Here is a 13,096-nt window from a genome sequence, read left to right as displayed (position 1 = left end):
CCTGCCTACAGGGCGAGCAGCTCCTTGGTCGTGATGGTGAGTAGCTCGGGTCCGCCGTCCGCCTCGGGGCGGACGACGAGCGTGTCATCGATCCGGACACCGCCCCGGCCCGGGAGGTGGACCCCCGGTTCGACGGTGACCGGCACGCAAGCGTCCAGTTTACCCATGGCCGCGGGAGTCAACTGCGGGTCCTCTTCGATTTCGAGTCCGACACCGTGCCCGGTGAGTGCCGAAAGGCCCTCGGAGTGCCCCGCCGAGCTCATGATCTGGCGGGCCGCGCGGTCCACGTCACGGCAGGCAACGCCCGGGGCCAGGGCCTCACGCCCGGCCCGCTGAGCGGCGAAGACGAGGTCGTACAGCTCGATCTGCCAGTCGGCGGGAGAGGTGCCGATCACGAAGGTACGGCCGATCTCGCAGCGGTAGCCGCGGTAGCCCGCCCCGAGGCAGACGGAGAGGAAATCGCCCTCCTCGACCCGGCGGTCGGTGGGCCGGTGACCGCGCAGGCCGGCGTGCGGGCCGGTGGCGACCGACGTGGGGAAGGCGGGACCGTCCGCGCCGTGGTCGACGAGGCGCCGTTCCAGTTCCAGGGCCAGGTGCCGTTCCGTGCGGCCCACCAGGATGGACTCCAGCAGCTCTCCCAGGGCCTGGTCGGCGATCTCGGCGCCGATCCGCAGGCAGGAGATCTCCTCCTCGTCCTTGACCACGCGCAGCTGTTCCACGGCGCCGCCCAGATCGGCGAGCCGCAGTCCGGGCGCGACGGCGCGCAGCTCGCGGTGGCGGGCCACCGTGAGGTGGTGCTCCTCCACCGCCAGGGAGTCCCCGCCCTCGCCGGCCGCGAGGCCCGCGGCGGCGACCGCCGGATCGCCTCCGGCGGCGCGCAGGTGGTGGACGCGCAGGGACTCGTCGGGCCGTCCCTCGTGCGTGCGGTCGTCGAGCGGTCCCGCGCAGACGAGGAGGTCCTCGCGGCCGCCGAGCAGCAGGACGGCGCCGTGCGGGGCGGCGCCCGCGAGGTATCTCACGTTGGCGGGGCGGGAGATCAGCGCGGTGGCGCTGCCGCTCGCGTTGCAGCGTTCTCTCAGCCGGGTGCGGCGGGACGCGTAGACCTCTGACATGACACGAGCGTAGGAGGAGTGGCCGGATCGCGCCGGTTGGGAGAGCGTTCGGGGGAACGGGCCGGGAGGCCGTCATGACCGTCGCCCCGGCGACGGGCCGGGAGGCCGTCGCGACCGCCGCCCCGGATGGGCGTGCGGCGACGGGACGCCGTCAGGAGGCCGTGCGGCCCGCTACCACTTCGGGGGGCTGGCGATCGCCCTGGCCAGGACGTCGTCCAGCACCCTGGCCGTGGCGGGGACATCCAGCTGCGAGTTGTCGATGATGGGCAGACCGGAGCCGTACCAGCCGGCCATGCGTCCGTGGATGCGGGCCACCTCCTCGTCGGCGAGGCGGCGGTTGCCGGAGCGTTCGGCGTTGCGCTCCAGGACGACCTCCAGGCCGGGCAGGAGCACGACCGGCAGCAGGCCCGGCCCCACGTGCCGTTTCCAGCCACCGAGGCCCACGGCCGGGCGGTCCGGGAAGATCGCGTCGTCCAGGATGCACGAGATGCCGTTGGCCAGGAAGTTGCGCGCGGCGAAGCCGCAGGTGCGGCGGGCCAGCCGGTACTGGGCCTCGGAGTGGTCGTTCCACCCCGACTGCGGGTCGGCGAAGCCCGAGCGGACCCATTCGCGCACGTCGTCCAGGCTGACGTGGGCGGTGGGCACCCGCCGGTGGTCGGCCCAGAACTTGGCGACGCTCGTCTTCCCGGCGCCCGCCGGGCCGATCAGCAGGACGGCGAGCGTGGTGGCCGCCGGATCGGGGACGGTGGGGGCGGGCGGCGCGCTGGGCATGGGCACGGGACCGCCCGGCGGCAGCGGGACGTGCCCGGTGGTGTCGGTGCCCTGTGCCACCGGCGCATGGCCCGGCGCGGGTGCGTGCTGCGGGGCGGGGGCGTGCTGCGGGGCGGGAGGGTGCGGTACCGGCGGGACCGCCGGCTGGGGCGCGGGCGGGACGGGGCCCGAGGGGGCGCCGAGGTACCCCGGCTGCTGCTGGGGAGCGCCGCCCGGCCGATGGGGCGGCGGCAGCGGAGAACCCACTGCGTGCTGCATCCGGTGCCACTCCGTCTCGTACAGGCGATGAGCGCTGGCCGTAGGGGCGCGGGCCCCCTGTTCCTTCCGCACAGCCTAAAGGGCTCGGGAGGTGCTCCCGCCCGAACGGTACCGCCCCCGGCCGTCGTTCGGTGAACGGCCGGGGGCGGTCCTGAGTGCCCGAAGGGGAAGGCGGATCGGGCGGAAAGTCGAGCGGAAAGGGAATCGGGCGGCAGGAACCGGACGGACCAGCCCGCCTCTCCCCCGCTGCTACTCGCCCACCTCGCCGTAGGCGGCCAGCAGGACGGCCGGGTCGGGGCCCTCCAGGACGTTCGGCTTGGCGAGTCCGTCGAGGACGATGAACCGCAGCAGGTCGCCGCGGGACTTCTTGTCGACCTTCATGTTCTCCAGCAGTTTGGGCCACTGGTCGTAGCGGTAGTGCAGGGGCAGCCCCACCGACTCCAGGACGCTGCGGTGGCGGTCGGCCGTGGCGTCGTCCAGCCGCCCCGCGAGGCGGCCCAGTTCGGCGGCGAAGGCCATGCCCACGGAGACGGCGGCGCCGTGGCGCCACTTGTAGCGCTCGTTCTTCTCGATGGCGTGCGCCAGGGTGTGCCCGTAGTTGAGGATCTCCCGCAGACCCGACTCCTTCAGGTCGGACGACACGACGTCCGCCTTGACCCTGATGGAGCGCTCGATCAGCTCGGCGGTGTGCGGACCCGCCGGGGTGCGGGCGGCCTCGGGGTCGGACTCGATCAGGTCGAGGATCACCGGATCGGCGATGAAACCGGCCTTGATGATCTCCGCGAGCCCGGAGACGTAGTCGTTGACCGGCAGCGAGTCCAGCGCGGCAAGGTCGCACAGCACGCCGGCCGGCGGGTGGAAGGAACCGACGAGGTTCTTGCCCTCGGCGGTGTTGATGCCGGTCTTGCCGCCGACGGCCGCGTCGACCATGGCGAGCACGGTGGTCGGGACGGCGATCCAGCGGACCCCGCGCAGCCAGGTCGCGGCGACGAAGCCGGCGAGGTCGGTGGTCGAGCCGCCGCCGACCCCCACGACGACGTCGCTGCGGGTGAACCCGGACTGGCCGAGCGCCTTCCAGCAGTAGGCGGCGACCTCGGCGGTCTTGGCCTCCTCGGCGTTCGGCACCTGGATGGCGACGGCCTCGTAGCCCTGTTCGGCGAGGTCGGCGCGGAGCGCGTCCCCGGTCCCGGCGAGCGCCTCGGGGTGGATCACGGCGACCCGCTTCACCCGGTCGCCGATCAGCGCGCCGAGCTCGCCCAGCAGCTGCCGGCCGACCAGCACCTCGTACGGCTCCGAGCCCGCGCTGCCGCCGACCCGGATCCGCGTTACCGACTCGCTGCTCATGCTTCCTTCAACTCCAAAGCGTCCAAGGCCACTTGACTGACCTCTTCGGGCGTTCGGCCGTCCGTGGCCACGACCGCGGTGGCGACGCCCTCGTACAGATGGCGGCGGGCTTCCATCAGCTCGCGCCACTGCTTGCGCGGGTTGACGGCGAGCAGCGGGCGGGCCGTGTTGAGGCCCGTGCGCCTGACCGCCTCCTCGACGTCCATGGCCAGGTACAGCACGCACTGCCCGGCCAGCAGGTCACGGGTGTCCGCGTCCAGGATCGAGCCGCCGCCGAGCGCCAGGACGCCCTCGTGCTCGGTGAGCGCGCGCCGCACGGCCCGCTTCTCGAGCGCGCGGAAGGCGTCCTCGCCCTCGTCGACGAAGATCTCCGCGATGCTGCGGCCCGCCTCGGCGACGATGTCGTCGTCGGTGTCGCGGTAGGCGACACCGAGCCGCTCGGCGAGCAGCTGCCCGACGGTGGACTTGCCGACGCCCATGGGGCCGACCAGGACCACGCGCGGCCCGCTCATCGGATGTGCAGGTTGTCGAGGTACGACCGCACGTTGCGGCGGGTCTCGGGGACGCTGTCGCCGCCGAACTTCTCCGCCACCGCGTCCGCCAGCACCAGCGCGACCATCGCCTCGGCGACGATCCCGGCGGCCGGCACGGCGCACACGTCGGAGCGCTGGTGGTGGGCCTGGGTCGCCTCGCCGGTGGTGACGTCCACCGTGCGCAGGGCCCGCGGCACGGTCGCGATCGGCTTCATCGCCGCGCGCACGCGCAGCAGCTCACCGGTGGTCAGACCGCCCTCGGTGCCGCCGGAGCGGCCCGAGGCGCGCCGGATCCCCTCGTCGGTGGTGAGGATCTCGTCGTGCGCCTTGGACCCCGGGACCCGCGCGAGGTCGAAGCCGTCGCCGACCTCGACGCCCTTGATCGCCTGGATGCCCATGAGCGCGGCGGCGAGCCGGGCGTCCAGCCGGCGGTCCCAGTGCACGTGCGAGCCGAGCCCCACGGGGACGTCGTAGGCGAGCACCTCGACGACGCCGCCGAGGGTGTCGCCGTCCTTGTGGGCCTGGTCGATCTCCGCGACCATCGCCTTCGACGCGTCCGCGTCCAGGCAGCGCACCGGGTCGGCGTCCAGCCGCTCGACGTCGGCCGGGGTCGGGTACACGCCGTAGGGCGCCTTGGCGGCGGCCAGCTCGACGACGTGGGAGACGATCTCGATGCCGGCCGTCTCCTTGAGGTACGACCGGGCGACCGCGCCGAGCGCGACCCGGGCCGCGGTCTCCCGCGCGGAGGCGCGCTCCAGGATCGGCCGGGCCTCGTCGAAGCCGTACTTCTGCATCCCGGCGAGGTCGGCGTGGCCGGGGCGCGGGCGGGTGAGCGGGGCGTTACGGGCGAGGCCCGCGAGCACCTCGGGGTCGACCGGGTCGGCCGCCATGACCTGTTCCCACTTCGGCCATTCCGTGTTGCCCACCATGACGGCAACCGGAGAACCCATGGTCAGGCCGTGCCTGACGCCACCGAGGAAGGTGACCTCGTCGCGCTCGAACTTCATCCGCGCTCCGCGACCGTAGCCGAGCCGCCGCCGCGCGAGGTGGTCGGCGACCATCTCGGTGGTGATCGGCACGCCGGCGGGAAGGCCCTCCAGCGTCGCGACAAGTGCGGGACCGTGGGACTCCCCCGCGGTCAGCCAACGCAGCCTGCTCAACGATGCTCCTCAGTACGCGCGCCCTGGTACTGCTCTGCGCACGCGCGTCCTTCGCGTGCGTCGTCGGCGTGACCGGTGCGCGGCCCTGGCCCGCCACCTCCGATCCTCCCACGTCCCGGCCCCGTGACCGGCCGCCGGTCCAGCAAGCGGACGGCGTGGTGTCCGGTGACCGGGTCAGTGGCCGTGATCGTCCCGGGGGGAGGCGAGGGCGTGCTCGCCCGCCTTGCGCATCGCCTCCACCGGTGCCGGCACGCGGCCGGTCATCTGCTCCACCTGGAGGACGGCCTGGTGCACGAGCAGGTCGAGGCCGCTGACGACGGCACCGCCGAACATGGACCAGCGGGCCGCCAGCCGGGTGGGCCAGGGGTCGTAGAGGACGTCGAAGAGGGTGGCGGGGCGCTCGGGCACCGAGGCGGCGAGGGCGTCCGTGGCCCCGGCCGGGGTGGTCGCGACGACGAGCGGGAAGCTCAGGGCCTCGGCGGCGTCCGCCCAGTCGGCGATCCGGACGGCGACGTCGAGCCGCTCACCCCACCGGCGCATCTCGTCGGCGCGGGCCGCGCTGCGGACGTAGGCGACGATCTCGCCGCAGCAGACCCGGGCCAGGGCCGCCAGCGCGGAGGAGGCGGTGGCGCCGGCGCCGAGGACCGCGGCCGAGCCGACCTGCTCGACGCCGTGCTCGCGCAGGGCGGCGACCATGCCGGGGATGTCGGTGTTGTCGCCGACGCGGCGGCCGTCCTCGGTGAACACCAGGGTGTTGACCGCGTCCACGGAGGCCGCCGTCTCGCTGATCTCGTCCAGCAGCGGGATGACCGCGCGCTTGAGCGGCATGGTCAGGGACAGCCCGGCCCACTCGGCGCCGAGCCCGTCGACGAAGGACGCGAGCGCCTCCTCGCCGACGTCGAAGCGGTCGTACGTCCAGCCGGTGAGGCCCAGTGCCTCGTAGGCGGCGCGGTGCAGCACCGGGGAGAGCGAGTGGGCGATGGGGCTGCCGAGCACCGCGGCCCGGCGGGCGTCAGTTGCCCGAGCTGGCATCGAACTTTTCCTTGAGTTTCTTGAACTGCGCGTACGTCTTGGCGAATTCGGTGTTGTTCTCGCCGTCGGTCGCCACGAAGTAGATCCAGCCCTCGGTGGTCGGATTCATCGTGGCCTTCAGCGCGTCCTCACCGGGGTTGCCGATCGGACCGGGCGGCAGGCCCTTGTTGGTGTAGGTGTTGTACGGGTCCTTGTTGCTGTTGATCTCGGACTCGCTGATGTTGATGTTGCTCTCGCCCTTCAGGTAGTTGAAGGTCGAGTCGAACTGGAGCAGTTGGTTGGTCTGGTCGTTCGTCGGCTTGAGCCGGTTGTAGACGACCTCGGCCATCTTGCGGTAGTCGTCGTGGGTCTTGCCCTCGGCCTGGACGAGGCTGGCGACGGTGATGACCTGCAACGGGCTGGTCAGCTTGAGCGCCTTGGCCTTGGCGGCGAGGTCGTAGCCGCCGTACACGTCGTTGGCGTGGGCGACCATCGGCTTCAGGACGGCCTCCGGCTTCATGCCCTTGGCCGCGCCGTAGGTGCCCGGGAAGAGGAAGCCCTCCAGCGGGTCCTTGATGTCGGCGCTGTCGTTCGCCCAGCCGGGCAGACCGAGCGCCTTGTACTCCTTCTCCGCGACCTTCCTGGTGGTTCCCGCGGCCAGTCCGAGTTTGGCGTCGATGGCCTTGTAGACGGCCACGTTGCGCTGCCCGGGGGTGACCATCACGTTGGCCTGGCTCTTCGGGTCGAGCATCATCTCCACGGCGCTCTTGGCGGACATCTCCTTCTTCAGGATGTACGCGCCCGCCTGGATGCTGCCGGCCTTGGGGTTGCCGGTGAACGCGGAGACGAACGCGTCGACGCTCTTGACGACGCCGGCGTCCTTGAGCAGCCGGCCGATGGCCGCGCCGCCGGAGCCCTTGGGCACCTGGACGCTCACCTGCTGGCGGGTTCCCGAGCCCGCGAAGTCGGGAGCCGCGGCGTAACGATTCTTGTAGTAGTCGTAGCCGAAGTAGCCGACGCCGGCGACACCGCCGCCGAACACCAGCACGACGACCAGACAGGCGCAGCCGTTGCGGCTCTTCTTCTTGGGCTTGGTGCCCTTGCCGCCCCGGCCCCGCCGGTCGCCCCGGCCCTCCGGCTCGTCGTCCTCGTCCTCGTCGGCCCCGCCGCCCGCGAAGAAGGCGTGCTCGCCCTGGTCGGGTCCGGGGTCCCAGTCGGGCTTCGCGGCCGGATCGGCCTCCCCGGCCGTCTCGGGCTCGGGCTCCGGGTCGGGTTCGGGCTCGGCGCGCCGCCGGGCGGGCGGCTCCGGCGGCGGGTACGCCTCCGGGGTGCCGTAGAAGTCGGGCTGTTCGGCGCCGTAGGCCGCGGCCTGCTGGCCGTAGGGGTCACCGGGGTCGGCCGCGTAGGGGACGTGGGCGTGGGTGCCGGTGCCGTCCCAGCCGCCCTCCTGGTACCCCTCGGGGTAGGTCTGCTGGTTCTGCTGGACGAACTGCTGCTGGCCGTACCCCTGGTACTGCTGGCCGTACTGCTGCTGCTCGTATCCCTGGGGGTGCTGCTGCTGGTCGTACTGCTGGGGGTGCTGCTGCTGCGCGTGGTGTTGCTGGTCGTACTGCTGCTGGTCGTACGACTGCGGCTGTCCGTGGCCCCAGTCGCCGTACTGCGACTGCTGCGTCTGCTGCTGCGGGTAGTGATGGTGCTGCTGGCCGCCGTAGGCAGGGTCATGACCCGTGTGGGCCTGCTGCCCTTCCCATCCGCCGTCCCCGTACAACGGGTCCTCCGGATGCCACGGTTCGGAGCCGGAGCCCCGGCCATACTCAGTCATCGATCCCCTAGAGCCGCGAGGCGGCGATCACGCGGCTTGTCGGGCCCGTCACCGTGCCGCCTCTCTCTGTGCGGTCGCTGTTCGAACACCTCCGCATCGCGCGGAACGTTACCGTATCGCGATCAGATGACCACTTCGACGCCCTCGCCCGGCGCCGCACCTGACACCCGTTCGGATTCCAGCGCCTGCTGAAGGATGATCACAGCGGCTGCCTGGTCGATCACCGAGCGGCCCTTCTTCGACTTCACGCCCGAGGCACGCAGACCCTGACTGGCTGTCACGGTCGTCATCCGCTCGTCCACCAGACGTACGGATACGGGAGCGATGTTGTTCGCCAGATCCCGTGCGAAAGCGCGGACCTTCACCGCGGCGGGGCCCTCGCCCCCCTTGAGGGAGCGGGGCAGACCGACGACGACCTCGATGGGTTCGTACTCCTCGACCAGCTGCTTCAGCCGGCGATGGGCGGCCGGGACGTCCCGGCCGGGGACCGTCTCCACCGGCGTGGCGAGGATCCCGTCGGGGTCGCACGAGGCGACCCCGATCCGGGCGTCCCCGACGTCGACCGCAAGCCGACGGCCCTTCCTCATCTCCGTGCTCACTTGGCCGTTTCCGCCACGAGCCGCTCGACGGCGTCGACGGCGTCACCGACGGCGGCCGGGTTCTGGCCACCGCCCTGGGCGACGTCCGGCTTGCCGCCACCGCCGCCGCCGAGGGTCTTGGCGGCCGTCCGGACCAGCTCGCCGGCCTTGAGGCCGCGCTCGCGGGCCGCCTCGTTGGTGGCGATGACCGTCAGCGGCTTGCCGTTGCTGACCGTGAACAGGGCGACCACGGCGGCCCGGCCGCCCTGGATGCGGCCGCGCACGTCCAGCACCAGGCGCCGCAGGTCGTCGGGAGTGGTGCCGTCCGGGACCTGACCGGTGACCAGGGCCACTCCGCGGACGTCCTTGGCGGACTCCACGAGACCGGCGGCGGCCTGGAGGACCTTCTCCGCGCGGAACTTCTCGATCTCCTTCTCGGCGTCCTTCAGCTTGCCGAGCATGGCGGAGACCTTCTCCGGGAGCTCCTCGGGACGCCCCTTGATCAGCTCCTGGAGCTGGGCGACGACCGTGTGCTCACGGGCCAGGAAGTTGTAGGCGTCCACCCCGACCAGGGCCTCGATGCGGCGGACACCCGAGCCGATCGACGACTCGCCGAGCAGCTTCACCAGACCCAGCTGGGCGGTGTTGTGCACGTGCGTGCCGCCGCACAGCTCCTTGGAGAAGTCGCCGATGGTCACGACCCGGACCCGCTCGCCGTACTTCTCGCCGAACTCGGCGATGGCGCCCTGCTTCTTGGCCTCGTCGATGCCCATGACCTCGGCCTGGACGTCCAGGTCGCGGGCGAGGACCTCGTTGATCTTCTGCTCGACGTCGGTCATCACGGCCGTCGGGACGGCGGACGGCGAGCCGAAGTCGAAGCGGAAGCGGCCGGGCTGGTTCTCGGAACCGGCCTGGGCGGCCGTCGGGCCGAGGGCGTCGCGCAGCGCCTGGTGCGTGAGGTGGGTGGCCGAGTGGGCGCGGGCGATGGCCGTGCGGCGGCGCTGGTCGATCGAGGCGTGGGCCTTGGCGCCGACCGTGACCTCGCCGACCTGGACGACGCCCTTGTGGACGTACACGCCGGGCACCGGCTTCTGGGTGTCGCGGATCTCGACGACGGCGCCGGTGTCCAGCCTGATGCGGCCGGTGTCGCCGATCTGGCCGCCGCCCTCGGCGTAGAACGGGGTGCGGTCGAGGACGATCTCGACCTCGTCGCCCTCGGTGGCGGCGGGCGAGGAGGCGCCGTCGACGAGGATGCCGACGATCGTCGACTCGCCCTCGGTGTCGGAGTAGCCGATGAAGTCGGTGGCCCCGGCCTGGTCGGCGATCTCGCGGTAGGCGCCCGCGCCGGCGTGGCCGGTCTTCTTGGCCCGGGCGTCGGCCTTGGCCTTGTCCCGCTGATCCTTCATCAGGCGGCGGAAGCCGTCCTCGTCCACGGAGAGGCCCTGTTCGGCGGCCATCTCCAGGGTGAGGTCGATCGGGAAGCCCCAGGTGTCGTGGAGCAGGAAGGCCTTGTCGCCGGCGAGGACCGCGCCGCCGGACTGCTTCGTCTCGGTGATGGCCGTGTCGAGGATGTTCGTGCCGGCCTTGAGCGTCTTGAGGAAGGCGGCCTCCTCGGCGAGGGCCACCGTCTCGATGCGCTGCCGCTCGGAGACGAGCTCCGGGTACTGCCGGCCCATCATCTCGATGACGGTGTCGATGAGGTCCTTGACGACCGGGCCGGTGGCGCCGAGGAGGCGCATGTTGCGGATGGCGCGGCGCATGATGCGGCGCAGCACGTAGCCGCGGCCCTCGTTGCCGGGGGTGACGCCGTCACCGATGAGCATCACGGAGGTGCGCATGTGGTCGGTGACCACGCGCAGGGAGACGTCCGAGGCGTGGGAGTCGCCGTACTCGACACCGGTCAGCTCGGTGGCCTTCCTGATGACGGCCATCGAGGTGTCGATCTCGTACATGTTCTGCACGCCCTGCAGAATCATGGCGAGGCGCTCCAGGCCGAGGCCCGTGTCGATGTTCTTGCTCGGCAGCTCGCCCAGGATCTCGAAGTTGTCCTTGCCGATGCCCTCGCCGCGCTCGTACTGCATGAAGACCAGGTTCCAGATCTCCACGTACCGCTCGTCGTTGACGGCCGGGCCGCCCTCGACGCCGAACTCGGGGCCGCGGTCGTAGTTGATCTCGGAACAGGGGCCACAGGGTCCGGGGACGCCCATGGACCAGTAGTTGTCCTTCATGCCGAGGCGCTGGATGCGCTCCTTCGGCACGCCGACGATCTCGTGCCAGATGCGTTCGGCCTCGTCGTCGTCCTTGTAGACGGTGATCCAGAGCCGCTCGGGCTCCAGGCCGTAACCGCCCTCGTCCTGGGGCGTGGTGAGCAGCTCCCAGGCGTACTTGATGGCGCCTTCCTTGAAGTAGTCGCCGAAGGAGAAGTTGCCGCACATCTGGAAGAACGTGCCGTGGCGGGTGGTCTTGCCGACCTCTTCGATGTCGGGTGTGCGCACGCACTTCTGCACGCTGGTGGCGCGCGCCCACGGGGGCTTGACCTCACCGAGGAAGTACGGCTTGAAGGGGACCATGCCGGCGGGGACCAGGAGCAGAGTCGGGTCGTCCGCGATGAGCGACGCCGAAGGGACGACGGTGTGCCCGCGCTCCTCGTAGAAGCTCAGCCAGCGGCGGCGGATCTCGGCCGACTCCATCAGTGGTCCTCATTCCGGTTGTGCGAGTACGTCGTGTGCTCGGGGTACAGGGGGGTGCTGCGGTCGTTCTCGATGGCGGCGATCCGCCGGGGCGCGGGGAGTTCGGGGCTCTGGTGGATGCCCAGTGCCTCGCCGAGCTCGGCCTCCCGCCGGGCCATGTTGTCGCGGACGTCCAGCGCGAAGCCGACCGCGCGGTCCTTCAGGCGTGCTCCCGTCTCGAGGGCCTTGTCGGCCGCGGCCGCGGCCAGGCTCTCGGGGGTCAGCTGCCTCAGCTTGCGGTTGACCTTGGTGGTGGCCCACACACCGGCGGCGACGCCGGTGCCGAACCAGAAGGTGCGGCGGAACATCGCTGGTCAGTCCCTCTTTCCACGGGGCTTGCGCTTCTCCCGCCGGGAGACCGTACGGCCCACGATCACGGTCCGCCGGGCTTCGGGGGCGGGCATGCCGTCCTTGCGGCCGCCGAGGGCCCGGCGCACGCCGTAGCCGAAGGCGGCCACCTTCACCAGGGGGCCGCCGAAGGTGGAGGCGACCGTGGTGGACAGTGCCGAGGCGTTCGACGTGACTTCCTGGACGTCGGTGGCGATCGCGTCGACCCGGTCGATCTGGGTCTGCGCGGAACGGACCGCCGCGGAGGCGTCGGCCAGCAGCGGGACGGCCTGTTCGGTCACGTCCGCGACGAGTCTGGTCGTCGCCCTCAGGGTCTGGGCCAGCCTCGCCAGCGCCACGGCGAGGAAGGAGACCAGGATCGCCCAGAACACGGCAACCAGGATGCCGGCCACCTCTCCACCGGACACTGCGCGCACCCGCTCCCTGTCTTCACGAACACCTCTGTCTTCAGGCGAGCCTATCGCGCCGGCGCCGGCGTTCCGTACCGGATTAGGGGTGCGCGAAGGCCCGCCGCCCCGCCCGCCCCGAAGGGCGGGAGGACGACGGGCCTGGGCACGGGGTCCGGCTACGGCCGCGGACCGATCCCGGGTGGGATCAGCGGGCGTAGTACTCGACGACGAGCTGCTCGTCGCAGATCACCGGGATCTCCTTGCGGTTCGGCTCGCGGTCCAGGCGGAACGCCAGGGCGCCGAGGTTCACCTGGAGGTAGCGCGGGGTCTCGCCGTCGGGGGCGAAGCCACCGGCGCGGGCGACCTCGAACAGCGTCTTGCCGCGGCTGCGCTCGCGGACCATGACGACGTCGTCCGGCTTGACACGGAAGGACGGCTTGTCGACCTTCTGGCCGTTGACCTCGATGTGGCCGTGGACGACCATCTGGCGGGCCTGGTAGATCGTGCGGGCGATGCCCGAACGCAGGACCAGCGCGTCGAGACGGCGCTCGAGCTCGATGATCAGGGCCTCACCGGTCTTGCCCTGGACCTTGGAGGCACGCTCGTAGGCGCGGACGAGCTGGCGCTCGGACACGTCGTACTGCGCGCGCAGACGCTGCTTCTCGAGCAGACGGACCTTGTAGTCCGAGTTCTGCTTGCGGCCGCGGCCGTGCTCACCCGGCGGGTAGGGGCGGGCCTCGAAGTACTTGACGGCCTTCGGGGTCAGCGCGATGCCGAGGGCACGCGACTTCTTGACCTTGGGGCGGGACTGGTTCGCCACTGTCTCTCACTTTCCAAAAGCTTCGGCTCGTCAGGGTTGAGGGAGGTCGCATCCGCAGCCGGGGAAACCCTCCGGGTCCGCACGGGACCTGTCGGGCAGCCGCTCCCCTGGTCTGGGCACATACGTGCAGCACGCGAGTTGCCCACCGACCGTTCCCGGGATTCCGGGTGGTGATGGGCTGCCCGCGACACCTTCGACGGTGCGCGACGCTCCTGGAGCCG

The 13,096-nt window shown here is 71.7% G+C and carries 12 protein-coding genes; all 12 read right to left on the bottom strand.

The window, feature by feature from the left end; translation table 11 throughout:
* Positions 1-5: 5 nt before the first annotated feature.
* Positions 6-1,112: an aminopeptidase P family protein gene (locus Saso_RS06065; RefSeq protein WP_189926167.1), complete on the bottom strand. Its 1,107-nt coding sequence runs from the start codon at positions 1,110-1,112 to the stop codon at positions 6-8.
* Between the two features lie 171 nt (positions 1,113-1,283).
* Positions 1,284-2,141: a Pro-rich N-terminal domain-containing protein gene (locus Saso_RS06060; RefSeq protein WP_189926169.1), complete on the bottom strand. Its 858-nt coding sequence runs from the start codon at positions 2,139-2,141 to the stop codon at positions 1,284-1,286.
* Positions 2,142-2,390: 249 nt separating this feature from the next.
* Complete coding sequence (gene aroB / locus Saso_RS06055) at positions 2,391-3,485, bottom strand: 3-dehydroquinate synthase (RefSeq protein WP_189926171.1); 1,095 nt, start codon at positions 3,483-3,485, stop codon at positions 2,391-2,393.
* On the bottom strand, positions 3,482-3,997 hold the full coding sequence (locus Saso_RS06050; protein ID WP_189926173.1) for a shikimate kinase: 516 nt from the start codon (positions 3,995-3,997) through the stop codon (positions 3,482-3,484). Before Saso_RS06050 ends, aroB begins: the two co-directional genes overlap by 4 nt.
* Positions 3,994-5,178, bottom strand: a complete 1,185-nt coding sequence (gene aroC / locus Saso_RS06045) for a chorismate synthase (protein ID WP_189926175.1) — start codon at positions 5,176-5,178, stop codon at positions 3,994-3,996. The genes Saso_RS06050 and aroC overlap by 4 nt, the downstream gene beginning before the upstream one ends.
* Before the next feature lie 174 nt (positions 5,179-5,352).
* Complete coding sequence (locus Saso_RS06040) at positions 5,353-6,210, bottom strand: shikimate dehydrogenase (protein WP_189926177.1); 858 nt, start codon at positions 6,208-6,210, stop codon at positions 5,353-5,355.
* Positions 6,191-8,011, bottom strand: a complete 1,821-nt coding sequence (gene mltG, locus Saso_RS06035; protein ID WP_189926179.1) for an endolytic transglycosylase MltG — start codon at positions 8,009-8,011, stop codon at positions 6,191-6,193. The genes Saso_RS06040 and mltG overlap by 20 nt, the downstream gene beginning before the upstream one ends.
* A gap of 122 nt (positions 8,012-8,133) precedes the next feature.
* The gene (gene ruvX, locus Saso_RS06030; RefSeq protein WP_189926180.1) at positions 8,134-8,598 is read right to left on the bottom strand and encodes a Holliday junction resolvase RuvX; all 465 of its coding nucleotides are present in this window, start codon (positions 8,596-8,598) and stop codon (positions 8,134-8,136) included.
* 8 nt (positions 8,599-8,606) lie between these two features.
* Complete coding sequence (gene alaS, locus Saso_RS06025) at positions 8,607-11,279, bottom strand: alanine--tRNA ligase (RefSeq protein WP_189926181.1); 2,673 nt, start codon at positions 11,277-11,279, stop codon at positions 8,607-8,609.
* Positions 11,279-11,626: a hypothetical protein gene (locus Saso_RS06020; protein ID WP_189926182.1), complete on the bottom strand. Its 348-nt coding sequence runs from the start codon at positions 11,624-11,626 to the stop codon at positions 11,279-11,281. Before Saso_RS06020 ends, alaS begins: the two co-directional genes overlap by 1 nt.
* 6 nt (positions 11,627-11,632) lie before the next feature.
* On the bottom strand, positions 11,633-12,082 hold the full coding sequence (locus Saso_RS06015; protein ID WP_189926183.1) for a DUF948 domain-containing protein: 450 nt from the start codon (positions 12,080-12,082) through the stop codon (positions 11,633-11,635).
* 178 nt (positions 12,083-12,260) lie between these two features.
* Positions 12,261-12,875, bottom strand: a complete 615-nt coding sequence (gene rpsD / locus Saso_RS06010) for a 30S ribosomal protein S4 (RefSeq protein ID WP_189926184.1) — start codon at positions 12,873-12,875, stop codon at positions 12,261-12,263.
* Positions 12,876-13,096 lie beyond the last annotated feature (221 nt).

Source organism: Streptomyces asoensis (genome assembly GCF_016860545.1).
Classification (GTDB): Bacteria; Actinomycetota; Actinomycetes; order Streptomycetales; family Streptomycetaceae; genus Streptomyces; species Streptomyces asoensis.
Note: the sequence above shows the minus strand (reverse complement) of the source record. Positions and strands in the feature narration are given on the sequence as shown.